Below are 22,528 nucleotides of genomic sequence, written 5' to 3'. Positions count from 1 at the left end.
GCACCGGCCGCCCGGCCATATCTAGAGTTTAGGAAACTCCTATTCCGTGATGGCGCGAGCTGGCAAATAAAAAAAACCAGGCATTCAGCCTGGTTCAGTGACCGCGACGGGAATCGAACCCATATCTAGAGTTTAGGAAACTCCTATTCTATCCGTTGAACTACGCAGTCCAATTGGGGTGCAAAACTGGCAAAAAATCATTTGAATTACAAATGATCAGTCCTCTGTTTGCACTGCTGTGTAGCCCAGATCAAGCCAGTTCGGATAAATGGAGAAGTGTTTTTCCTTTACCAATGAAAATAACGTGTTCCGCAATTCCTCAATGTTTTCCTTCTTTTCGGCAGAGATAAAAACCACATGGTCCGCTTTGTCGGCGATGTAGCTTCTTTTCAGCTGTTCCAAAACACTTTCCTGGGATTGCACAGCTTCCGCTTCTTCATCCTCTTCCGTATTGAAAGCAGGTTTGTACAGATCTATCTTATTGAAAACCAGAATAACTGGTTTATTAGCTGCGCCGATTTCTTCAAGCGTTTTGTTGACAACGTCCAGATGTTCTTCAAAAGAAGGATGCGAGATATCGACAACATGCAATAAAATGTCAGCTTCCCGAACCTCATCCAAGGTGGATTTGAAAGATTCGATCAGCATTGTGGGAAGCTTGCGGATAAAACCAACAGTGTCGGTGAGCAGGAAAGGGATATTTTCCATGTTAACCTTCCGGACCGTCGAATCAACAGTCGCAAACAATTTATTTTCAGCGAATACATCGGCCTTAGAAAGTCCGCGCATCAAGGTAGATTTTCCAACGTTGGTATAACCTACAATTGCAACCCGCACCAGCCTGTCTCGCTCTTTTCGTCTCGTAGTGCTTTGTCTGTCAACCTTTTCCAGTTTTTCTTTAAGAAACGCAATGCGATCTTTTACAATCCGCCTATCCGTTTCCAATTCCGTTTCCCCAGGTCCGCGCATCCCGACACCCGCGCCAGACTGGCGACTTAAGTGCGTCCACAAACGGGTCAATCGCGGGTACATATATTGATATTGAGCCAGCTCAACCTGCAATTTTGCCTGGGCAGTTTGCGCGCGCATAGCGAAAATGGCAAGGATCAGCAAGCTCCTGTCAATGACCTTCGTGTCTTTAAAAGTTTCTTCCAGATTTCTTACCTGCGATGGGGTGAGGTCGTCATCGTAAATAATCATGTCCACCGGCTCGGCGGTTATGAACGCGACAATCTCTTCCAGCTTGCCCTTTCCCGTATAAGTGCGGATATCCGGGCGTTCCAGGTTTTGCGTAAAAGTCCTTACAGTTTCAACACCCAGTGTAGTAGCCAGAAAAGCCAGTTCTTCCAGGTATTCTTTTGTTTTTTCAATCGGCTGTTTTTGGGTACTTACAGCCACCAAAACGGCCGTTTCTTGCTTAACAGCAGTAGAATATAATTGCTTTTTTTCGATCATGCAGTCTTATTTGTAAACTAAAATTTCCTTTCCAGCTAAAAATATTAATATAAGAAAAGGGTAGTTTGGCAACGGTTTATAAACTTCAAAAGTTCATTAGCGTCGTCCGTGAAGTTACACTTAGTTTAATAAAACCATTTTTAAGTTTGATTCTTAGAAGATCACTTTTGTATATTTGCCGAAATTCGTAATGCCGATGCTGCTCTTCATCCTCGGACTACAAGCTTAGTCCACTGACCATCCAGGTCTACTTACCGGTTTCTTTTTCGTGATCCTTTTCGGGTCACCGTTTTTTCTTTTTTTAGATAAATTCAAAATTTCACCCATGAAAAAGTGGTTTCAACTACTTCGTCAGGCTATTCGTGGCTCCGAAGAAAGTTTTACCGAAGGCAGTATCAATCGCGCCATATTTTTGCTTTCCGTACCTATGATCCTGGAAATGGTCATGGAGTCGCTGTTCGCCGTTGTTGATATTTTTTTCGTTTCAAAAGTCAGTACTGCTGCCGTGGCGACGGTTGGTCTTACTGAATCTGTTCTTACCTTAATGTACTCCGTAGCAATTGGTTTGGGTACAGCCGCAACTGCGACCATTGCACGCCGGGTAGGTGAGGGCAACCATGCGCAGGCCAGACATGCAGTTGGTCAGGTAATCCTCATTTCGCTTGTGATCTCATCCGTTATCGCGGTGGCAGGTGCCACATTTGCCGGCGACATCCTGCGATTAATGGGAGCCGATGAGAATGTGATCGCAACCGGGACCACTTTTGCAAGGATTCAGTTTCTGAGCAGTCCCGTGGTTGTGTTGCTGTATTCGTTGAGTGGGGCTCTCCGCGGTGCGGGGGCGGCAGCTACCGCCATGCGTTCCCTCATTATCGCCAACGGTTTCAACATGTTACTGGGGCCGATACTCATTTTTGGCGTGGGGCCTTTTCCCGAACTTGGGGTCACCGGCGCGGCCATCGCTACCGCCATCGGACGGACGATCGGAGTAGGGTACCAACTGTTTTCTTTAACAAAAGTGAATAAAATGATGGGGTTGATGTGGGAAGATCTGCGTCCGAATCCGGAAACGATCCGTGTGATCATAAAAGTTGCGGCAGGAGGCACCGTCCAATTTCTGATTGGCTCGGCAAGCTGGATTTTCCTGACGCGTATATTGTCAGAGTTTGGCAGCGATGTGGTGGCAGGCTACACCATTGCAATCCGCGTGATCATGTTCACACTGTTACCCGCGTGGGGACTTGCTAATGCGGCGGCGACGCTGGTCGGGCAAAATCTCGGTGCTGAAAAACCGGAGCGCGCGGAAGCATCGGTCTGGAAATGTGCATCTTACAACCTTGTGTTTCTTCTGGGCCTATCGGTGTTTATGTTTGCATTTTCCCAAACGATTATCGGTTGGTTCAGTCCAAACCTGAAAGTGGTGGAAACCGGTCAGCTCGCACTTCGCGTTCTATGCCTGGGTTATGGTTTTTATGCGTATGGTATGGTGGTTATCCAGTCGCTGAATGGGGCCGGTGATACCAAAACCCCAACAATCATAAATCTGATCTGCTTTTGGCTTATCCAAATTCCGTCTGCCTATGTATTGGCCATTATTTTGGAACTTGGGCCGGTCGGGGTATTCGCTGCGGTACCCATTGCCGAATCGGTGCTGGCAATGGCAGCAATCTGGCGGTTCAGGCTGGGAGGATGGAAGGTGGTGAAGGTTTAGCGAAACAAAAACATCACGCCGTTGGTTAATCATAACAAAACTTGAATGAAATCCGCATGAAAATAGAACAGATATATACCGGATGCCTGGCTCAGGGGGCTTATTTTATTGTTTCGAATGGCGAGGCTGCGGTAATCGACCCGTTGCGCGAAGTGGAACCTTATTTACAGAAAGCTGCTAAAATCGGTGCGAATATCAAGTATGTGTTTGAAACTCATTTTCATGCGGATTTTGTCTCAGGGCACCTTGATTTATCCGAAAAAACCGGCGCCGAGATTGTGTACGGACCGAATGCAAATACTGCCTTTAAAGCACATATTGCAGAAGATGGAGAGGAGTTTCAGGTAGGAGAAATTGTAATTAAAGCATTACACACGCCCGGTCATACCCTGGAATCGACGAGCTATTTGCTTTTGGACGAAAACAGAAAACCTGCTGCACTTTTCAGTGGGGATACCTTGTTCATTGGGGATGTTGGCCGACCTGATCTAGCCCAGAAATGCGACCTGACTACCGACGATCTTGCAGGGATGCTATATGAAAGTCTGCGGTCGAAAATTATGACTTTACCGGATGATATCATCGTTTACCCGGCGCACGGGGCCGGTTCAGCTTGTGGAAAAAATATGAGCAAGGAAACTTCGGATACGCTGGGCAATCAGAAGTTGTTCAATTATGCGTTGCGGAAGGATATGACGAAGGAGGAGTTCATTAAAGAAGTGACTGCCGGCTTGCCCGAGCCGCCTCAGTATTTTCCTGAAAATGTGAAAATGAACCGCGACGGCTACGAAAGTATCGATGATGTACTCGAACGGGGCGATCAGGCATTATCCGCAGAAGCTTTCGAAGCGAAGGCAAATATTACCGGCGCATTGCTGCTGGATACCCGCAAGGCCTCAGAGTTCGCCCAAGGATTTATCCCGAATTCGATTAATATCGGAATGGACGGGAGCTTTGCGCCATGGGTAGGGGCATTGATCCCCGACCTGAAACAAAACCTGCTCATTATCACGGAACCTGGTAAGGAAGAAGAAGTTGTGACCCGGTTGGCGCGTGTAGGATACGATCATACCATTGGTTATCTGAATGGAGGTTTTGAAAGCTGGGAGAAGGCTGGAAAAGAAGTTGATCGGGTTGAATCCATTGATGCAGTTGAATTTTCGGATCGTTTTCAAGCGGGTAAACTGGAAATCGTCGACGTCCGGAAACCCGATGAATTTAAGTCAGGACATATTAAAGATGCCAAAAACCTGCCATTGGATTACATCAATGATCTGATGCCCGAATTTCCAAAAGACAAAACGCTTTACATTCATTGTGCAGGCGGCTACCGTTCGATGGTTGCCGCTTCCATTTTAAAGTCAAGGGGAATTGACGATGTTGTAAATATTGAGGGAGGTTTTGGAGCTGTTACTAAGACGGAAGTGCCGGTTTCTGAGGGGGCGTAGTGATTTCTTACGATTCTTTGTAACTTGATGTTTTAAAAAATAAGGATATGGAAACTCTTGTAGTTGAGCTTACTAATAAAAATGCATTACAGTTGCTTCGCGATCTTGAGGCGCTGGAAATCATCCGGTTGCATAGTAATGAACAAGCGGGGGACAAATTATCTTCTAAATATAGAGGAGTTCTCAATAAAGAGAAAGGTCGGGATCTTATCAAGCATGTGGATCAAATGCGCAGTGAATGGAGCAATATTTGATCGATACGAATGCGGTTTCCCATTACTTGTCTGCATTACTGCCAGAAGTTGGCATGGATTTCATGGATGGTTTGATTGACTCAACTCCTAATCTTTCCATTATCAGTCAAATTGAGCTTTTGTCTTGGAAAGGATCAGAAAGCAATCTGATTCAGACTTTATTCAGGATAGCCTCATTTACAACATAACGCCCAATGTCGTGGAAATTTGTGTTAATCTGCGAAAGCAGAGAAGAATCAAAACTCCCGATGCCATTATTGCTGCCACAGCATTGGCAAACAACTTCACATTAGTCACTGATAATGAGAAGGAATTTACAAATATTCCAAAATTGAAAATTGTTAATCCTAACAATTTATAATCTTTTGTTTTAGCTCTATATAGATATATGGAAATAATCGAATTGCTACGAAAACCATGGCCGTGGTATGTGGCCGGGCCGCTGATCGGTCTTACTGTTCCGGCATTGTTGCTTCTGGGAAATAAGTCTTTTGGCATTTCTTCTACACTGAGGCACATTTGTGCGGCGACGGTCCCGGCGAATATTCCCTTCTTCAAATATGACTGGAAAAGGGAATCCTGGAACCTGTTTTTCGTCGCCGGGATAGCGTTAGGCGGTTTCGTCGCTACTTTCTTATTGTCAAATCCTGAGCCGATCGTGATTGCTTCGTCCACAAAAAGCGACCTGGCTGCTCTCGGAATTACCGATTTCTCAGGATTGATGCCCGCGGATTTATTTTCAGTAGTTAACATTCTTTCATTAAAAGGATTGATTTTCCTGGTTTTCGGCGGTTTTCTGGTCGGTTTTGGAACCCGTTATGCGGGTGGCTGTACTTCCGGTCACGCCATCATGGGGCTTTCAAGTTTACAATGGCCATCCTTGGTGGCAACAGTCAGTTTCATGATTGGAGGTTTGATCTGCACGAACTTTTTGCTGCCGGTTTTATTGAATTGGGTGGTTTAAACTTCAATTACAAAGAGTTATGGAAAAAATCAGAAATACATCAGCCGGAAATGCGGATAACGGTAATCATGCATTGCTTCCGGACGATAGTTTGGACGGAGCTAACCAGCAAAGAAATTCAGAGACATTTGCAGGCAATTTTAAATATCTTATTGTAGGATTACTTTTTGGGATCGTCTTTGTGAAGGCGGAGATCGTGTCGTGGTTCCGCATTCAGGAAATGTTCCGGTTTGATTCTTTTCACATGTTTGGTGTGATAGGTTCCGCAGTGGCCGTCGGTTTGATTTCGATCTGGCTGATCAGGAAATGGAAGGTCACGACGATTTCAGGCGAGGAGGTATCCATTGCCGACAAGACCTTCAATAAAGGTCAGATTTACGGCGGCCTTCTTTTTGGATTCGGCTGGGCGATCACCGGAGCTTGTCCGGGACCGCTTTATGCACAAATCGGAGGTGGATTTCTGGCGGTAACGGTCACATTACTAAGCGCCATCGCTGGCACCTGGGTTTACGGCTGGCTGCGGCCGAGGCTTCCGCATTGATTAAATTTTTCTGGAAATAAGATAAAGCTGTTCATCCCCCAATGTAAACGGATCAGCTTCCAGGTTCCCGAATGTACCTGTGACCTCTAATCCGGCATTTTCGAACATAAAACTGATCTCTGCCAGCGTATAAATGTGCTGCCGAACCGTATGCGTTACACTTTCGGCACCAGAAATAAACGTCTGCTCTGCTTCAATGTAACCTTCCTCGGGTTTGTAATCGTTTTCCGCCAGATAGATAATCCCGTCTTTCACCGGCATCCAGTTTCGCACCTGAAAGTTGGGTAAAATGCTTTCAGCCAGGTTCTCCGTTTGGATCGCAAAGTATCCGCCTTTTTTCAATGAACCTGCAACCTTATTTATGAACAGTTGCATTTCCTTTCTCGGGAAAAAGCTGAAACTGTTCCCAAAACAGTATGCAGCGTCGAAAGATTTTTCCTGAAAATCATGATCCAGCACATCGGCGCAAATCACCTCGATATTTAACTGATTTGACTTCACAAGATCTTGCAACTCGTCACAATATTCCGTTGAAATATCAATGCAGGTCAGTTCGCAGCCAATTCCTGAAAGAGGTACCGCATGTCTGCCATACCCCGAAAGAACGTCGAGAACTTTGTTCCCTTCGTTGATTTCCAGCACATCCTGCAAAAAATCAACTTCAAAATCGGTGTATTCTTCATCCTGGTGCAGTTTCCAGGCAAGTTGGGGGAGTCCTTTAAAATAAGAATGGTACCAGGCCAAATCGGGGGTGTTTTTTAGTTGTCATCAATGATTTTGCTTCTCAATGCGCCGCTGCTGTTTTCCGGCAGCATTCGGGCAACTTATTGTGTGCTTTTTGATTTGCAATTTGTCCGTCTGCATCATAGCCGGTATTGATAATCGTCATTTTGATCGCTTCCGGTGTTGTTTTGTCTGGATTATATTTCACCGTCACAACCTTGTCTTTCAGGTTTAAATTGGATTCTTTCACACCTTTTGAAAGTCCTAGATTGCGCTCGATCCGTTCTTTGCACATTTCGCAAATGGCCGATGTCTTGATCTTGATTTCTTTGTCGTCGGCGGCAAATGTGGTACTCAGTCCCAGAAATAATATTGTGAGAATGGATAAGATGGTCTTTTTCATGATTTTAAGATTTTAATGATTAATGTTCGTGTGTTGTAGAATCGGTTTCGGCAAACGCAATTTCCTTTAACTCCATTTTGCAAACCGGACATTTACCAGCCTCTGCATAGGTTTTATCGCCCTCGCATTGCATGGGGCAAGCGTATTTCTTTGCATCCGCAACCGGGGTTGCAGTTGAGGTCGAGTCTGTTGTTTGCCCCGATTTTTCGCTGTTTCCGGTGCAGGCCATTGTAAAAAGCATGATAGAGACTAAAAGGATTTTACGCATCTTGATTGAAGGTTTTAAGATTTTTTATTGGTAAAAATAGATACTAAACGCTGCCAACCTTATCGAGCGCCTTTCTTGTCCCGGTATTTTTCTTAAACTCTCCCGGCGTCACGCCAGTCACTTTTTTAAACTGATTACTCAAATGCGCCGTGCTGCTATATGAAAGTCGCCAGGCCATTTCACTCAGAGTCAGTTCATTGTATGACAGCCATTCCTTTACTTTCTCCACTTTTTGGGCGATAATGTAATGCTCAATGGTTTGACCGGTTTCCGAAGAAAACAAATTGCTCAAATAAGAATACTCATATCCGATTCTTTCTGACAGATAATCCGAAAAATTCATTTGTGCCGGCTTATTTCCTTTCAAATTCTGGATTTCGTCGATAACCAGCGTTTTAATATTTTCAACAAGTGCCAGTTTGCGATCGTCCAGCAGTTCGAACCCGTTTTTAATCAATATGGCTTTTACTGCATTTAAATTTTCGGCATCAACTTCATCGACTGTTTCCACCTCTCCCAATTCGACAGATGTTGTGTCTATGCCCAACTGTTGCAATTCTTCCCGGACTACCCGTTTGCAACGATCGCAAACCATATTTTTTATATACAATTTCATCGTGTGATCTGATTAAAGAGCATCTCCGTCTTACCGGACAATTTTATAACGAATTCCAGCATAAATCATTCGCCCAACTACCGGTCCCCAGGCCATACCTGCGTCAAAATGTTGTCCAAATGGTTCGCTGGCGCCCATTATCGGGTTTTTTTGTCTGAAATTTGCCAGATTTTCACCTCCCAGATATACATCCCATTTGGGGAAAGTACGTGTGATCTGCGCATTCAGGTTGTAAAACGACGGAGCCATTGTTGATGGTAAATCAGTCGGAACATGATGTTCAGGCATTGTTCCCATGTATGGAATCCGTTTCTTTCCATTCCATTGCACCGTAAAATCAAACTTCCATTTATCATAAGGTAGTGAATATCCGGCGTTAAAAAGCACGCGGTCACGGCTTACCATCATTCTGGGCAGCAAAACAGGTTCATCCAGGTTATTTTTCAATGTTTGCTTTACATCAAACAACCGGTAGGCGAGTTTCAGTTCGAAACGCCGGATCGGCGTGATGTTCGCTTCTGCCTGAAAACTGTTTGCATATGCTTTTCCCGGCAGGTTGTAGAACTTGATATACCTCGGATCTTCCAGGTCGGCCACCAGTTGGTTCTCGAAGTTGGTACGGTAGTAATCAACAATCAGATTTCCGGACATATTTCCGATTTTGAATTCCTGAGTAACGCTTGCCCCGTAATTCCAGGAAACTTCGGGCCTGATCGCTTCGCGGAAAAGCACATCTCTGGAACTAACCAGGTTGCCATAATATTCAGCCAGCGGATTGGAAACCCTGAATCCTTTTCCAGTCGAAGCCCGCAAGATAGTCTGTTCGGTAAGTTTATATTTCAAATGCAGCCTCGGCGTCCATTGTGTTCCATATAGATTATGGAAATCGACGCGCCCGCCCGCCACCACTACGAATTTGTCCAGATTATTGTAGGTGTATTCAAAAAATGCACCGGGTACCGACTCGTTTCTTTTCAGACTGATGCTTCTATATTGTTCATTATAATTGTCCAGCAGGTAACTCAAACCTGTTTTGTAGGTATGATTGGTATTGCCGATAATGGATTGGTAGATCAGGTTTCCGTAAAGTGTTTTCTGCCGCCCGTCATAGTTATTTAAACCAAAATAGGATTTGGAATCATGCACGGAAGCATTCACAATGAAACCCAAACCTTTGTATGGCTGATCCGGGAAAAGCCGCGCTACTTTTGAGAAAAACTCGTATCGGTTTACTCTTGCTCCAAACCCGTAAGCCTGCGTTGTGCCTCTCATTTCATGCTTAAAATCCTTCTGTCCTCCCAAACGATCTTCATACAAAGCTTTCACGCCAAACTGCGCCATTACTTTTTCTCCCTGATATTTCCAGCGGTTAATCGCGTTGTATTGCGTATAAAGCGGCAAATCCAGAAAGCCGTCGCCATTTTTATCGATCCGGTTGCGTAAGGTACTTCCGTGGGTAAGCAGGCCGGTACTCCACTTTTTGTTTAGTTGATGCGCCAGATTTAGATTGATCTCAGCCCGTCCAAAATTGTTCACGTAGGTGTTCAGGTAGAGTTTCTCGCGGCTATCAGACTTTTGAAGCTCAACATTAATCTGCCCCGTCATGGATTCATAGCCATTTACGACCGAGCCTGCACCTTTTCCCACGTCAATGGATTGTATCCAGGTACCGGGGACAAAGTTTAATCCAAATGTCGATGCCAAACCGCGGATCGACGGAATGTTTTCCACATTGGTTTGAATGTAGGTCCCATTTAATCCCAGCATCTGGATTTGCTTGGAACCGGTTACGGCATCGCTATAGGAAACGGAAACGGACGCATTGGTTTCGAAGCTTTCTGACAAGTTACAGCAAGCCGCTTTTGCCAGTGCGCGGGTTGTGATGATTTCGCTTTGATGAGGGGAAAGTCTGTCAATGGAGCTGCTGGACCCGCGCACAGTTACTTCGCCTAGCGTCTGGTCATTTTGTAAAACGATCTGCAATTCACTTTCTGCCCCGATTTTAATGGTGTCATTCCGGAAGCCTACAAAGCTGACAACCAGTAAATTGGATTGAGCAGATCTTGGAATGCTAAACTTCCCCGATGTATCGGTAGCAGTGGCCTGCGACGTTCCCGACCAGTACACATTGGCACCGGTAATGGGTTTCAGATTACTTTCAATTTGCTCATTCACCGAGCCGGTAATGCGTTGTGCCGAAAGTGAAAGGGAAATCAGGAGAAAAATTCCTGCTGTCAGGTACTTGGCCATGTTTTTCTTGATTCATTGAATAATAGAAATATCGGGTAAATCCGGTGATCTGGATTTACATAAATAACTGTTAATCAATGATATATCAAATCAAAAATGACTGGATGAAGCAGCGCATACCTTTCCCGTAAAAAACGGAAGAAAAGGAAATGTCGGGAGATAATGGCCAGGTGGCGGGAAGAACCCATTCGGCCCGGATAAAAGAATAAAATTTTACTGACCAGGGGATTAGATCAGCAAACACTTTGAGGAAAATCGGATTAGGTTGTGCACCAGAACTGACAACTTCCAGCTTTTCAAATTTTGGACTTTCCTTGCAGCAATCGGTTTTTTTGAAAAAAGTACCTTTTGCTTCTTTCAATTGTTTGCTTTTAGCGCAGCAGGAAGATGCTTTTTTAATGGTGTCCGAACCTGATTTTTTGTCCTGCGAAAATTGCAACGACTTCCCTCTCATCATGCACTCATGCTCAATGAACGCAAATCCAGTACTGCTCAGCAGTACCAGAATGGCCATGAAAATGGTGATGGATCGGTGAAAGTGGGATTTCATATTTTTTCGGCTTTCGGCTTTCGGCAGTCGGACTTCGGCTTTCTGTTTCTTCAAAGATAAATAATTGTCAGGCTATTTCTTCGGCGGTGTAGCCGGCCTTTTTCATAAGTTCTGCGATTTCCTTCGGGGAGTGGCTGGTTTCTACTTTTAGAATTCTTTCAGGGCTTTGCAGGTCCACCTGCCAGTTTTCGATCGAATTGTCTTCATTCAGAAATGGTGTAATCGTATCGACACAGCCGCCGCATTTAATATTGGTTTTGAATTTCAAAGTTTCCATTTGAGTACGTTGCCGGATTTGAGCCGGATTATTAAAGTTTACTACACTGCAAATATCGCCCATACCGCAGCCCGGATCATTACAGAATTATAGAAATGAGTTACAGAGTTTTTGTTTGTTACTTTTTTCGAAACCTGCGTCTAAATACCAAAAGGTTTTTCACTATAACCGGTATTAAGACATGTCTGAAAATCAAATCACTGAAAATGAGAACAAAGGGAAAATTGCGATTTATGAAACTGAAGATGGTGCCGCTTCTTTGCAGGTCCAGTTGGAGAATGACACGGTTTGGCTGACGCAGGCTCAAATGGGGGAGTTGTTTGGGAAAGCTAGAACGACTGTAAATGAGCACATTAAAAATGTATTCAACGAGCAGGAGCTTTTAGAAGAGGCAGTATGTCGGAATTTCCGGCATACTGCCGGGGACGGAAAAAGTTATCTCGTAAGTTACTACAACCTGGACGTCATTATCTCAGTTGGTTACCGCGTCAAGTCGAAACGTGGGACCCAATTTCGCATTTGGGCCAATAAAATGCTGAAAGAATTACTTATTAAAGGATATGTGGTTCAGGATAAAATTAAACTGGATCAGCTTGAACAATTGAAGAAAACGGTCGGGCTTCTCTCCAATGTATTGCAACAGAAAGAGTTGACTGCGGACGAGGCGAATGGGCTACTGCTTGTCGTTACAAATTTTGCCTACGCATTAGACCTTCTCGATCAATATGATCATCAAAGCCTAACCATTGAATCGACATCTGAGCGGGAATGCAGCCAAATTACTTATGAGGAGGCAATCACGGGAATCAGAAGTCTAAGAAGCAAATTTGGAGATCACCGGCTGTTTGGGAATGAAAAAGATGATTCGTTTAAAGGCTCAATTGAAACGATTTATCAAACATTTGACGGCATTGATCTATATCGCAGCATCGAAGAGAAAGCTGCGCATTTATTATACTTCATTGTTAAAAATCATTCATTCAGCGATGGAAACAAAAGGATTGCCGCATTGATGTTCATCTGGTTTTTGGAACGGAACAAAATTCTTTACCACATGGACGGCTCTAAACGAATTGCCGATAATGCATTGGTTGCCTTAACGCTGATGATCGCTGAGAGTCCACCGGAAGAAAAAGTTACAATGGTAAAGGTGGTGATCAGTTTAATAAACCAAAAAAATTGACTCACGCGGGGTTGGCAGTTTACAACCTCGCGTGTTTCAACCTTAAACTATTCATTACCACCGAAACGGAACTCAATGCCATTGCTCCGCCGGCAATCATCGGATCGAGCAAAAATCCGTTGACCGGGTAGAGGATGCCGGCGGCGACTGGAATACCGATCACATTATAAATAAATGCCCAGAATAGGTTTTGACGAATAGTTCTGACTGTCTTGCGCGACAGGCTCAGAGCTCTGGGCAAGGCAAGTAGATCTGAAGTGATCAGCGTTATTTTAGCTACATCCATCGCCACATCAGACCCTTTTCCCATAGCGACACTCACGTCGGATTGCACCAGAGCTTGTGAATCGTTGATCCCGTCCCCAACCATCGCCACGGTTTTTCCTTCCGACTGAAGCTTTTTTACGAAATCCATCTTTTCATTGGGCTTAACCTCTGCTTGATAGTAAGTTATGTCAACTTCTTTTGCAACCGCGGCGGCAGTTTGGGCATTATCGCCGGTTAACATAAACACCTCGATACCCTCTTTTTTAAGTAATGCAACAGCCTGGGCGGAACCTGGCTTCACTTCGTCGGAAATAGCGGCAAGCGCGATTTGCTTGCCATTTACGGCGACAAAAATGACGGTTTTGGCTTGTTTGCGAAGGTTTTGCGCCTGTTCAAGAACACCGTTATCAACTACAACATGCTGGTTTTCAAGAAAAGTTAAGGTTCCGATCACGTAGTCTTTTCCGCCTACATTTCCACGCACGCCATTTGCGGTTACCGATTCGAAATCGGTAATTTTTGGCTGATCAACTGCGTGAATGTGATCGACAATCGCTTTGGCAAATGGGTGTTCCGATCTGGATTCGAGCGAATGAATGGCTGCCAGATGCGTATTCTGGTCGGTAATTTCTTCAGACCAGATCCAATCCGTTACCGTTGGCTGGCCTTTTGTGAGTGTGCCCGTTTTATCAAGTACTACCGCATTCACTTTATATGCTTTTTCCAGACTTTCCGCGTCGCGGATCAGCATGTTGCTTTCAGCACCTTTGCCGACACCCACCATAATGGCAGTAGGAGTAGCAAGGCCGAGTGCGCACGGACAAGCAATCACGAGTACCGAAACCGCAGCCAGCAATCCGTGGGTCACGGCATTTTGACCACCAACTAATAGCCACACAATAAATGTCAGAATTGCGATTGCAATGACAACCGGGACAAAAATCCCTGCGATTTTATCCACCAGCCGCTGAACCGGTGCTTTGCTTCCCTGCGCCTCCCGGACGGTTTTAATGATTTGAGCCAAAACCGTGTTTTTGCCGATTTTGTCCGCGGAGAATGCAAAGCTGCCATTCTGATTGATCGTTCCAGCAAAAACGGCATCTCCCGCCTGCTTTTCGGAGGGTACCGGTTCGCCGGTCATCAGGCTTTCGTCGACAAATGAGTTACCGCTGATGACTTTTCCATCCACCGGAATTTTTTCGCCCGCCCGGATAATGATTTCGTCCCCCAACCTTACCTCTTTTATTTCGATGTCATATTCCTGCCCGTCGCGGGAAACACGGACTGTTTTAGGCTGCAATCCGATCAGTTTTTTTAATGCATCGGAGGTACTCGTTTTTGCACGTTCTTCCAGCAATTTCCCCAAAAGAATAAACAAGATAATGACGGCGGCTGCTTCAAAATAGACGTGTGGGTGCAAACCGCGAGCATGCCAGAACTCAGGATAAAAAGTATTGAATGTGCTGAAAAGAAATGCGGTCCCGGTGCTCAATGCAACTAAGGTGTCCATATTCGCTTTCCGGACGCGGGCCTGTTTCCATGCATTGATAAAAAAATCCTTTCCAAATATGGCAAGGACGGGAATTGTCAGCACCAGCATGATGTAATTTCCATACGGCATCGAATCCATGAAAAACATGCCGATAATGACGACGGGTATGGTTAAAATGCCGGCCCAGATTGTTCTTCTCTTCAAACTTTCGTAATGGTCCTGCAAAATTTTTTCCTGCTCGGACGCGGCATCTTCCTCATTGTCTTCGATAATCAGCCCGTAACCAATGCTTTTCAGCACGTTGTCCATTTTTTCCAGGTCCGTTACCTCAGGATCGAAATCCACCTGAACGGATTGATTGGCATAGTTTACCGCCGCATGGATTACCCCGGGTGAGTGTTTCAACATCGATTCCACGCTTACAGCGCAGGATGCACACGACATGCCGGTCACCGGAACGGACGTTTTATATGTTTTAATAGTGGTTTCCATGATTTCCGTAATTGGTAATGCAAAGATACCCTGGCGCATTCCTGCGGGGATTACAGAATTATGGCTGCGGTTTGCAAGATTTAGTTGAATTATATATCAAAATCACATTAAAAAGTGCCCAGTGCCCACTTTCTCTAAAACTACCAGAATTGATTTAAATTAACATATGAAAAATATACTCGTATTATCGTTGCTGGGTTTGGCCGGTTTTGCATCCATTTCTTTTCAAGACAAAACCATTCCGTTTTACATTGGTACATCGGATAAAGGTGCAAATTCTTCCGTTTCACTTTGCGAACTGAACCTGGCGACCGGGCAGATCACATTGTTAGACACCTTCAATCATGTCACCGGACCGGGTTACGTTGCTATTTCTCCTAATAAAAAGAATTTATATGCGGTTGGCGGTGATAAAATTGCTGCATTTGCGATTGGCGACGATAAAAAGCTGACTTATCTAAATAATCAGCCTTCCGAGGGAGCGAATCCCTGCCACGTATCCGTGCATCCATCGGGCAAAATGGCTTTCGTCGCCAATTATACCGGCGGAAGTTTTAGTGCCTATATGCTGCAGCCTGATGGAAAAGTGAGCGCGCCTTTTTATACTGAACAATATTCAGGTACCGGGCCCAACGAAAAGCGTCAGGAAAAAGCACATGCGCATTTTGCTACCGCCACACCGGATGGAAAGTTTGTATATGTTACAGACTTGGGCAGTGACCGGATCATGAACTATGTGGCAGATGCTAAAACGGGCAAATTAACACCAAATCCGGCCCAGCCTTTTTTTTCAGGCAAACCTGGCGCTGGTCCGCGGCATTTGATTATTCATCCTTCCGGCAAATCGTTGTTCCTGCTCAATGAGCTTGAAGCGTCTCTAACTTCCTGCACGATCGGTAAAAACGGGGTGATTACTGCATTAAAAACATATCCTACAATTCCGGCCGACTACAATGGCCCGACCAATACCAGCTCTGCGATCCATTTGCATCCGAATGGCAAATTCGTTTATGTCTCAAACCGCGGACACAATTCGATCAGCGCATTTAAAATCAGTGCGAACGGAGATCTGGAAATGGTGGATCAGCAAACAAAATCAATCGCCACGCCGCGGGACTTCAACATCGATCCGAGCGGAAAATTCATGATCGTTGCCAATCAATCCACTGATAATCTGGTTGTTTACGATGTGGATGCGGCTACGGGGAAATTTACTTTCAAGCATGAAAGCATTGGGGTGAAGCTTCCGATCTGTGTTGCTTTTCTGTAATTCTTACAGCTTTCTCGCCATTTTGTTTTTGTAATAATTCAAAAAGTCTTCCAGTTGCTCCACAGGCATTTTGCGGGCAATGATCTTTTTGTTTTTATCCAAAACATAAATCGTGGGCGTCGTAACCACATCAAACTTCCGGTTGAAATCGATTTGTTTCAATGCGTCGAAACCGTTTATCAGCTCTTCCAGGTGGTACGTTTTGATAAATGATTTCCATTCTTCCATGTTATGCTCGGTAGAAACCGTCATAACCTTGATGCCATTTGCTTTATTTTTATCATAAAAAGCTTTCAGTAACGGAGAGGCTTCTTTGCAATGTCCGCAAGTTGGGGCGTAGAAGAATAGCACTGTATAGTCTGCCTGAATGGCCTGAACGCTTACTTTTTTGCCAGTAGGGTCAGTCAATGCGAGCGCGGGGAAGGTCTTATTTACCAAAAGATCTTTTAATGTAGCCACCTTTTCCGCCACCCGTTTGCGGTTTTCTTCCAGGATACTCATCTCACCCGACAAGTAATATTTGGTCGCCATATGCACCCAAACAGCTTCTGTACCAACGGTTTTGGGGTTTTCGTATTGATTGGCAATGTAATAAACCAGCCAGTTCTTGGCGTCTTTGTTCGGGGAAACGCGCTTTACTAAAGCGTCAGCTTCTTTAATGAGTGAGTCAGGCACCTGCACGACCAGATTTTTGAAGTAACGTTCCACTTTTGCTTCCAGGAACGGGGTATTGATGATCCGGGGATCTGTAAAGTCAAAATTGTCCCAGTAATGCGATTTATAATAATTAAAAACCCAGATCGAGTCCGTCTTTCCATTTGCAAGTTTGGGCGCCGCAGGAATTTCGGGATCGGTAGACATTTTCAACATCTTGACAGTGAAGCTTTCCGCATTATCCTTCAACATTTTATCGCGATAAGCAGCAAAACCGTCCTGGATCGTCTTCATTTTATTACGTGCCTCCGCATTGTTTTCTTTGCCCAAAACTTCAAGCTGTTTCGATCCGGCCCGTAATTCTCTCTGATAGTTATAAAACAGCTCATTTTCCTTCGAACCGGTGATCTTCATACTTCCCACGATATCAGTAGTATCTGTTTCAACCGAAAAATTGGTTTCTTTTCCTGAATACACCAATTCCACCCAACGCGCATTGCCCGGAAAAAGAATGACGTACAAGCCCCCCGGCAGATTGGTTTTGCCTTCAAACAGCACTTTGCCGTTCGCATCCAATTTGGCGGTATCTTTTGGTACAAATTGGCTGTGACTGCGATTGTAATGCCCCATGATCAGCGACGAATCCCGCAACCCTTTTATGGTAGCTTCAATGTGATAACCCTGGCCGAAAGCATTTGAAAGTAATGAAAGCGTAATAATGAAAGCCAGAATGGCAGTGTGGGTATAACCTTTCATCAGATAAGGAGTTTGCTAAAGAGTTGTTTATTTAATTACTTGAAGAGCCAAAGTCACAAAATTAATTTCAAAACGACAACTTCTGTCAGGTTCTTATCTAAATGTTTTATTTTCTGTCCAAAGCCATAGACTTTCTGGTCATGCCATTAAGCATTCTCCTGATGTTGCTGACTTACGGTTTAATTACTAAAAATAACAAGCGGCGGAGGATGGCCGTTGGTCTGGGGCTCATTCTGCTGCTTCTCATTTCAAATTCATTTCTGGTGACGAAGGTTATCAACTGGTGGGAGCCCTCGGTCGTCAATATCGAGACGTTGGACACGACTTATGACGTGGGCATTCTTCTATCCGGCGGGCTGATTGCTTCCAAAAAGCCCGACGCCCATCAACCTTATCTGGGGAGCCACGGTGACCGGGTGCTGCAAACGTTTCAGCTTTATAAGGCTGGGAAAATCAAAAAGATCCTGATTACAGGTACGAGCCAGAAATTTATGATGAGTGAAGGAAAAGGTGAAACCCGGGAAGCCGCAGCGCTGCTCGTGAAATGGGGGGTGAGAGCAACAGATATACTTTTTGAGGAAAAGGCTCGAAACACACGTGAAAATGCACTTTATTCGGCCCGGATCATCCGGAAGCAGTTCCCGGACCAGAGATATCTTCTGATTACTTCGGCTTTTCACATACGAAGGTCGGCGGGTTGTTTTGATAAAGCAGGTATCAAAACGGCTATTTTCCCGGCCGACTTTTATGGAGGTTATAATAAATTAACCTTTCAAAATGGATTCCAACCTGATCCGAATGCAATCGCTGATTTTAGCACGCTCTGGCACGAGGTAGTTGGGTACATGGTGTATAAAATAGTAGGTTATTGCTAACCCTCGGTCTTATACACTTAGGATCTTCACCATTCTTAGCAAATCTTCATTAATGGGTTTCGGAAGACGGATCGTATCCTCGAAAGGCGTGTAAACCAGATCGTTATTGATGATTCCGGCCATTACATTTTTTTGCCCGGCTATCAGTCCTTCCAATGCGCCGAGTCCCAAACGGCTCGCCAAAATTCGGTCGTAAGCCGAAGGTGGCCCCCCGCGTTGCGTATGTCCCAGAGTGGTTACGCGGATGTCCGCATTTTCATCTACCTGCGCCTTGATTTTCTCCGCCACTTCCTGGGCGCTTCCTTCTTCATCTCCTTCGGCTACAATAATAATAGAAGAAGATTTGGAGCGGCTCCAACCTTGCTTTAACGTTTCTACAACCTCAGAAATAGGGGTTAAAACCTCCGGCACCATCACCAGTTCCGCACCCCCGGCAATACCCGACTGAACGGCGATATATCCGGAGTCGCGGCCCATTACTTCTATAAAAAAGATACGATCATGTGAACTTGCCGTATCACGGATCCGGTCGATCGCGTCGAGCGCGGTATTTACAGCTGTGTCGAAGCCAATCGTGTAATCCGTTCCATACAAATCATTGTCGATGGTGCCAGGAGCACCTACTGTCGGGATTCCATACTCATTACCAAAAATCATGGCACCTGTGAAGGTCCCATTTCCCCCGATTGCTACCAGACCTTCAATGCCCAGTTCCATCAGGTTTTCATATGCTTTTTTTCTCCCCTCTGGGGTCATGAAATCTTTACTCCGCGCCGATTTTAGAATCGTTCCTCCTCTTTGAACTATATTACTTACTGAATAGGATTCCATTTTATAGACATCCCCGGCAATCATTCCGCTATATCCTCGTCTTATTCCAAATACTTCAATACCGTGGTAGACAGCTCCGCGTACGACGGCCCTGATGCAGGCATTCATACCAGGGGCATCTCCTCCTGAGGTAAATACTCCAATTCTTTTCATTTAATTTCGGGTTACTTCTAAGCTAGCTTTATGTGGGTATCGATTAACCTTAAAGGCACAATTTCCGCAAATTTATCCGGTATTTTCTTAAAATATATGTCCAAATTCTTAATTATGTTAAAAAAATGCCGGAGTAAGAATCAAATTTTACACCTCAAACATATATCAATACTTATATATTTGCGCCGGTTAATAGAAATTTAATATTCATTTGCGGCGTTTCATTTTTATGATCCCTGTTTGAAAAATTATATTTTTAGTAATTTAATTAATACCTCTCTGAAAGTCTTAACTAACCGGTAGTTTTATAAATGAAAGATCTGTTTTCCTGGCAGCGTACCTGGCCACATCTGATAGCTGTAATTGGTTTTATTATTTTATCAATTAGTTATGTTTCACCTGTTTTGCAAGGCAAAAAGCTGGTCGCAACAGACGATATTCAGGCAAAATCAGCAGCGCGGGAAGTCCAGGACTTTCACAAACAAACCGGGGAATGGTCTGGCTGGACAAATTCGATGTTTGGAGGTATGCCCGCATATCTGGTAGCCGCCGATTATCCTACGAGCGTTTCCACCAAGCTTGGACAAGCGATCAACCGGATCCTGCCGGCGCCGGCCAACTACTTCCTGATCGGACTGGTGAGTGCTTATGTGCTTTTTCTGGTACTGGGCGCCGGAGGCTGGCTCGCCGCCATTGGGGCGGTCGCATTCGCATTCTCGGCATTTAATGTAATCAATCTGGAAGCCGGGCACGTTTCCCAGGTCATCGCCATCATGTATGCGCCTGGTGTGATCGCCGGGGTGATTTTGGCTTTCCGCAAAAACTGGCTTGCCGGTTCAGCACTTACCGCCTTGTTTTTATCGCTGGAATTGTATGCGAACCACGTCCAGATCACTTATTATCTGGGTATTGGCATTGTTGTTCTGGTGATCATTGAGAGTATATCTTATATCAGAAGAGGGCTGGTTAAAGATCTTTCCCTGATCCTGGCCGGACTTGCTTTCGCCGCAGTTGTGGCCGTCGGGACGCATACTACCAGGTTATGGAATGCATATGATTATACCAAGGAAACAATCCGCGGAAAGTCGGAGCTGACTCCGGTTAACAATCCCGGAGCAGGTGTGCAGGGAAATGGTTTGGGTAAAGAATATGCATTTACTTACAGTTACGGATGGGGGGAATTGCTTACGCTGATTATCCCGAATGCATACGGAGGCGTCTCCTACGGGCCGCTTTCAACTTCATCCCAAACCTATCAAACGCTTGTCGGAAAAGGTGTAGACCCTGCGGCGGCACAAAGTATTATCCAGCAAATGCCTTTGTATTGGGGTGATCAGCCTATTATGGGCGGCCCTAACTATGTGAGCGTCATTGTATTCTTCCTGTTTGTTCTCGGGTTGTTTATTGTAAAAAGTCCATTAAAAAACTGGGTTTTGGGAATTGTGATATTGTATGTCATATGGGCGATCGGCAAGAATTTTTCGGCGATCAATTATTTGTTCTTTGACTATTTCCCGATGTTCAACAAGTTCAGGGCGATGACGATGGTGATCTCATTGGCGCAACTGCTGATGGTTTTACTAAGCGTATTGACGTTGACCAGCATGATCCAAAGAAAGATCGAATGGAAAGATTTGCAAAGACCTTTCCTGATTACGCTCGGGGTCACCGGCGGATTGATGCTCATTTTAGCATTGATGCCGACTGTCTTTTTCAATTTTCAGTCCCCAACAGATCCGATGTCTGTTGAGCGATATACGCAACAGACTCAGGATAAAGTTTTCGCGCAGCAGCTTGTCAATTCCATTGTTCAGGATCGGGTTAGCTTAATGAAAAATGATGCGATACGCAGTCTGATCTTCATCCTTCTTATTGCGGGCGTAATCTGGCTCTGGATGCAAAATCGGATCAAACCTGTGTTCATGTACGCTACTTTGCTTCTACTGGTGATATTTGATCTGTTTGGAGTGGATAAACGATTCCTGAACAGCGAGGATTTTGTGAGCAACTATGTAGCGCAGGGCAATACAACGCCATCTCCGGCCGACGAGCAAATTTTACAGGATAAAGACCTCGATTACCGGGTTTACGATGCCAGTGCCGACCAGGGTCCATTTAATAGTGCGCAGGCTTCTTATTTTCACAAATCACTCGGCGGGTATCATGGTGCCAAAATGCGCAGGTACCAGGAATTGTTCGAACGCCAGATCTATAAAGAGCGGCCTAACACCGAGGTGATCAATATGCTGAACACCAAGTATATCATCACGGCGGACCAGCAAGGAAATAAAGTAGCGCAACCGAATCCGCGAGCTTATGGAAATGCATGGTTCGTAAAAAGTTACAAAGTCGTTCCTAACCCCGACGCTGAAATGAAGGCTTTGGATTCATTGAAATCGCGTGACGAAGCGATCCTGGATCAACGATTTGCCGCAAAACTGGCAGGCCTGAAACTGCAGCCGGATTCAGCAGATAAGATTATTTTGACCAGCTACAAACCCAATGAACTCGTTTACGAAAGTAATTCTGAAAACGAGGGCCTGGCTGTTTTCTCCGAGATCTATTACAATGTCCGTGACGAATGGAAAGTGACCATTGATGATAAACCTGCTGACTTGCTTCGTGCCAACTACGTATTACGTGCATTGCGCGTTCCCGCCGGAAAGCATACCATTAAATTCCGTTTCGAGCCGGTGTCTGTGGCCGTAGGAAGCAAAGTGGATCTCGTGAGCTCGCTGTTGTTGCTTGGGCTAATTGCGGGAGCTGTACTTGTAAGTGCAAAATCAAAAAAAGCATGAAGAACTTGCTTTTTTTGCTGATAGTAATCTTGTTGGGCAGCTGTTCCAGACCGGAGGTCGAAACGGATCTTCTATTGATTGCATATCCAAACCCTGCCACAAGGCAGATCATTGTCTCTTTTAAAAATGAGCAGCGGCTGCCCTGCACCATCCGGATCTTTGACCCGAATGCAAAACAGATCGTCGAAATGAAAGTGGAGGCGGGTATCCCAACAGACGGCATCCGATTCGATGTGGAGGGTTATGATAAAGGTACATATCAGGTGGCGGTAGAAACGGGCGGCATTACGCTGATTA

23 protein-coding genes and 1 tRNA gene are annotated in these 22,528 nt (G+C 45.0%); 12 read left to right on the top strand and 12 right to left on the bottom strand.

The features are described 5' to 3' along the window. Positions 1 to 98: 98 nt before the first annotated feature. Both LZG72_RS28125 and hflX read right to left on the bottom strand, forming a co-directional pair. Positions 99 to 170: transfer RNA gene (locus LZG72_RS28125), tRNA-Arg, on the bottom strand. A gap of 46 nt (positions 171 to 216) precedes the next feature. Further along, entirely contained in the window at positions 217 to 1,455 is a 1,239-nt protein-coding gene (gene hflX, locus LZG72_RS28120) for a GTPase HflX (protein WP_233878490.1), read from the bottom strand. Between the two features lie 325 nt (positions 1,456 to 1,780). On the opposite strand from hflX, the gene LZG72_RS28115 reads away from it, so the two are divergent. From LZG72_RS28115 to LZG72_RS28090, 7 genes are read left to right on the top strand one after another with little or no spacing between them, the layout of a single operon-like run. After that, positions 1,781 to 3,166 (top strand): MATE family efflux transporter, encoded by a 1,386-nt coding sequence (locus LZG72_RS28115; protein ID WP_233878489.1) that lies wholly within the window; start codon positions 1,781 to 1,783, stop codon positions 3,164 to 3,166. 56 nt (positions 3,167 to 3,222) lie between these two features. Continuing rightward, on the top strand, positions 3,223 to 4,614 hold the full coding sequence (locus LZG72_RS28110; RefSeq protein WP_233878488.1) for a rhodanese-like domain-containing protein: 1,392 nt from the start codon (positions 3,223 to 3,225) through the stop codon (positions 4,612 to 4,614). Positions 4,615 to 4,661: 47 nt separating this feature from the next. Beyond that, the gene (locus tag LZG72_RS28105; RefSeq protein WP_233878487.1) at positions 4,662 to 4,868 is read left to right on the top strand and encodes a hypothetical protein; all 207 of its coding nucleotides are present in this window, start codon (positions 4,662 to 4,664) and stop codon (positions 4,866 to 4,868) included. Beyond that, positions 4,853 to 5,056: a hypothetical protein gene (locus LZG72_RS28100; protein ID WP_233878486.1), complete on the top strand. Its 204-nt coding sequence runs from the start codon at positions 4,853 to 4,855 to the stop codon at positions 5,054 to 5,056. The genes LZG72_RS28105 and LZG72_RS28100 overlap by 16 nt, the downstream gene beginning before the upstream one ends. Positions 5,057 to 5,067: 11 nt before the next feature. Beyond that, on the top strand, positions 5,068 to 5,229 hold the full coding sequence (locus tag LZG72_RS29535) for a PIN domain-containing protein (protein WP_409017754.1): 162 nt from the start codon (positions 5,068 to 5,070) through the stop codon (positions 5,227 to 5,229). Positions 5,230 to 5,256: 27 nt separating this feature from the next. Next, positions 5,257 to 5,832 (top strand): YeeE/YedE family protein, encoded by a 576-nt coding sequence (locus tag LZG72_RS28095; protein WP_233878485.1) that lies wholly within the window; start codon positions 5,257 to 5,259, stop codon positions 5,830 to 5,832. Between the two features lie 19 nt (positions 5,833 to 5,851). Beyond that, entirely contained in the window at positions 5,852 to 6,373 is a 522-nt protein-coding gene (locus LZG72_RS28090; RefSeq protein WP_233878484.1) for a DUF6691 family protein, read from the top strand. On the opposite strand, the gene LZG72_RS28085 is transcribed toward LZG72_RS28090, so the two are convergent. From LZG72_RS28085 to LZG72_RS28055, 7 genes are all read right to left on the bottom strand, one after another. Further along, complete coding sequence (locus tag LZG72_RS28085; protein WP_233878483.1) at positions 6,374 to 7,117, bottom strand: class I SAM-dependent methyltransferase; 744 nt, start codon at positions 7,115 to 7,117, stop codon at positions 6,374 to 6,376. A gap of 40 nt (positions 7,118 to 7,157) precedes the next feature. Further along, positions 7,158 to 7,499, bottom strand: coding sequence for a heavy-metal-associated domain-containing protein (locus tag LZG72_RS28080; protein WP_233878482.1), 342 nt, complete (start codon positions 7,497 to 7,499; stop codon positions 7,158 to 7,160). A gap of 19 nt (positions 7,500 to 7,518) precedes the next feature. Continuing rightward, a complete protein-coding gene (locus LZG72_RS28075; RefSeq protein ID WP_233878481.1) occupies positions 7,519 to 7,767 on the bottom strand; it encodes a heavy metal-binding domain-containing protein in 249 nt (82 codons plus the stop codon). 43 nt (positions 7,768 to 7,810) lie between these two features. Next, entirely contained in the window at positions 7,811 to 8,383 is a 573-nt protein-coding gene (locus LZG72_RS28070; protein WP_233878480.1) for a helix-turn-helix domain-containing protein, read from the bottom strand. Between the two features lie 30 nt (positions 8,384 to 8,413). Next, complete coding sequence (locus LZG72_RS28065; protein WP_233878479.1) at positions 8,414 to 10,633, bottom strand: TonB-dependent receptor; 2,220 nt, start codon at positions 10,631 to 10,633, stop codon at positions 8,414 to 8,416. 85 nt (positions 10,634 to 10,718) lie between these two features. Then, on the bottom strand, positions 10,719 to 11,183 hold the full coding sequence (locus LZG72_RS28060) for a hypothetical protein (RefSeq protein ID WP_233878478.1): 465 nt from the start codon (positions 11,181 to 11,183) through the stop codon (positions 10,719 to 10,721). A 67-nt stretch (positions 11,184 to 11,250) separates the two neighbouring features. Further along, positions 11,251 to 11,460, bottom strand: a complete 210-nt coding sequence (locus tag LZG72_RS28055) for a heavy-metal-associated domain-containing protein (RefSeq protein WP_233878477.1) — start codon at positions 11,458 to 11,460, stop codon at positions 11,251 to 11,253. 181 nt (positions 11,461 to 11,641) lie between these two features. Between LZG72_RS28055 and rhuM the strand changes: the two genes are divergently transcribed. Further along, on the top strand, positions 11,642 to 12,643 hold the full coding sequence (gene rhuM, locus LZG72_RS28050) for a virulence protein RhuM/Fic/DOC family protein (RefSeq protein ID WP_233878476.1): 1,002 nt from the start codon (positions 11,642 to 11,644) through the stop codon (positions 12,641 to 12,643). Between the two features lie 19 nt (positions 12,644 to 12,662). On the opposite strand, the gene LZG72_RS28045 is transcribed toward rhuM, so the two are convergent. Beyond that, entirely contained in the window at positions 12,663 to 14,894 is a 2,232-nt protein-coding gene (locus LZG72_RS28045) for a cation-translocating P-type ATPase (RefSeq protein ID WP_233878475.1), read from the bottom strand. Positions 14,895 to 15,060: 166 nt separating this feature from the next. Here LZG72_RS28045 and LZG72_RS28040 point away from each other — a divergent pair, with 166 nt between their 5' ends. After that, entirely contained in the window at positions 15,061 to 16,164 is a 1,104-nt protein-coding gene (locus LZG72_RS28040) for a lactonase family protein (protein WP_233878474.1), read from the top strand. Between the two features lie 3 nt (positions 16,165 to 16,167). Here LZG72_RS28040 and LZG72_RS28035 read toward each other — a convergent pair whose 3' ends face one another. Next, the gene (locus LZG72_RS28035; RefSeq protein WP_233878473.1) at positions 16,168 to 17,574 is read right to left on the bottom strand and encodes a TlpA family protein disulfide reductase; all 1,407 of its coding nucleotides are present in this window, start codon (positions 17,572 to 17,574) and stop codon (positions 16,168 to 16,170) included. 101 nt (positions 17,575 to 17,675) lie between these two features. Between LZG72_RS28035 and LZG72_RS28030 the strand changes: the two genes are divergently transcribed. Further along, on the top strand, positions 17,676 to 18,449 hold the full coding sequence (locus tag LZG72_RS28030; RefSeq protein WP_233878472.1) for a YdcF family protein: 774 nt from the start codon (positions 17,676 to 17,678) through the stop codon (positions 18,447 to 18,449). A 9-nt stretch (positions 18,450 to 18,458) separates the two neighbouring features. Here the strand turns inward: LZG72_RS28030 and pfkA are convergent, their stop codons facing one another. Beyond that, positions 18,459 to 19,433: a 6-phosphofructokinase gene (gene pfkA / locus LZG72_RS28025; protein WP_233878471.1), complete on the bottom strand. Its 975-nt coding sequence runs from the start codon at positions 19,431 to 19,433 to the stop codon at positions 18,459 to 18,461. 311 nt (positions 19,434 to 19,744) lie between these two features. Between pfkA and LZG72_RS28020 the strand changes: the two genes are divergently transcribed. Both LZG72_RS28020 and LZG72_RS28015 read left to right on the top strand, forming a co-directional pair. Continuing rightward, positions 19,745 to 22,231: a YfhO family protein gene (locus LZG72_RS28020; RefSeq protein WP_233878470.1), complete on the top strand. Its 2,487-nt coding sequence runs from the start codon at positions 19,745 to 19,747 to the stop codon at positions 22,229 to 22,231. Further along, positions 22,228 to 22,528: T9SS type A sorting domain-containing protein (locus LZG72_RS28015; protein ID WP_233878469.1), on the top strand; the 301-nt coding region annotated here is incomplete at its 3' end. The genes LZG72_RS28020 and LZG72_RS28015, both read left to right, overlap by 4 nt.

The organism is Dyadobacter sp. CY323, assembly GCF_021390245.1.
Lineage (GTDB): Bacteria > Bacteroidota > Bacteroidia > Cytophagales > Spirosomataceae > Dyadobacter.
The sequence above is the reverse complement of the archived record's forward strand: the minus strand, read 5'-3'. Positions and strand labels throughout refer to the sequence as shown.

Bases quoted from the DNA above. Each gene is read 5' to 3' on its own strand.
- LZG72_RS28100 (WP_233878486.1), top strand. From the start codon at position 4,853: ATGGAGCAATATTTGATCGATACGAATGCGGTTTCCCATTACTTGTCT.
- LZG72_RS28110 (WP_233878488.1), top strand. From the start codon at position 3,223: ATGAAAATAGAACAGATATATACCGGATGCCTGGCTCAGGGGGCTTAT.
- LZG72_RS28030 (WP_233878472.1), top strand. From the start codon at position 17,676: ATGTTTTATTTTCTGTCCAAAGCCATAGACTTTCTGGTCATGCCATTA.
- LZG72_RS28040 (WP_233878474.1), top strand. From the start codon at position 15,061: ATGAAAAATATACTCGTATTATCGTTGCTGGGTTTGGCCGGTTTTGCA.
- LZG72_RS28060 (WP_233878478.1), bottom strand. From the start codon at position 11,183: ATGAAATCCCACTTTCACCGATCCATCACCATTTTCATGGCCATTCTG.
- LZG72_RS28065 (WP_233878479.1), bottom strand. From the start codon at position 10,633: ATGGCCAAGTACCTGACAGCAGGAATTTTTCTCCTGATTTCCCTTTCA.
- LZG72_RS28045 (WP_233878475.1), bottom strand. From the start codon at position 14,894: ATGGAAACCACTATTAAAACATATAAAACGTCCGTTCCGGTGACCGGC.
- LZG72_RS28080 (WP_233878482.1), bottom strand. From the start codon at position 7,499: ATGAAAAAGACCATCTTATCCATTCTCACAATATTATTTCTGGGACTG.
- LZG72_RS28095 (WP_233878485.1), top strand. From the start codon at position 5,257: ATGGAAATAATCGAATTGCTACGAAAACCATGGCCGTGGTATGTGGCC.
- LZG72_RS28020 (WP_233878470.1), top strand. From the start codon at position 19,745: ATGAAAGATCTGTTTTCCTGGCAGCGTACCTGGCCACATCTGATAGCT.
- rhuM (WP_233878476.1), top strand. From the start codon at position 11,642: ATGTCTGAAAATCAAATCACTGAAAATGAGAACAAAGGGAAAATTGCG.
- LZG72_RS28035 (WP_233878473.1), bottom strand. From the start codon at position 17,574: ATGAAAGGTTATACCCACACTGCCATTCTGGCTTTCATTATTACGCTT.
- LZG72_RS28090 (WP_233878484.1), top strand. From the start codon at position 5,852: ATGGAAAAAATCAGAAATACATCAGCCGGAAATGCGGATAACGGTAAT.
- LZG72_RS28055 (WP_233878477.1), bottom strand. From the start codon at position 11,460: ATGGAAACTTTGAAATTCAAAACCAATATTAAATGCGGCGGCTGTGTC.
- hflX (WP_233878490.1), bottom strand. From the start codon at position 1,455: ATGATCGAAAAAAAGCAATTATATTCTACTGCTGTTAAGCAAGAAACG.
- LZG72_RS28075 (WP_233878481.1), bottom strand. From the start codon at position 7,767: ATGCGTAAAATCCTTTTAGTCTCTATCATGCTTTTTACAATGGCCTGC.
- pfkA (WP_233878471.1), bottom strand. From the start codon at position 19,433: ATGAAAAGAATTGGAGTATTTACCTCAGGAGGAGATGCCCCTGGTATG.
- LZG72_RS28115 (WP_233878489.1), top strand. From the start codon at position 1,781: ATGAAAAAGTGGTTTCAACTACTTCGTCAGGCTATTCGTGGCTCCGAA.
- LZG72_RS28105 (WP_233878487.1), top strand. From the start codon at position 4,662: ATGGAAACTCTTGTAGTTGAGCTTACTAATAAAAATGCATTACAGTTG.
- LZG72_RS28070 (WP_233878480.1), bottom strand. From the start codon at position 8,383: ATGAAATTGTATATAAAAAATATGGTTTGCGATCGTTGCAAACGGGTA.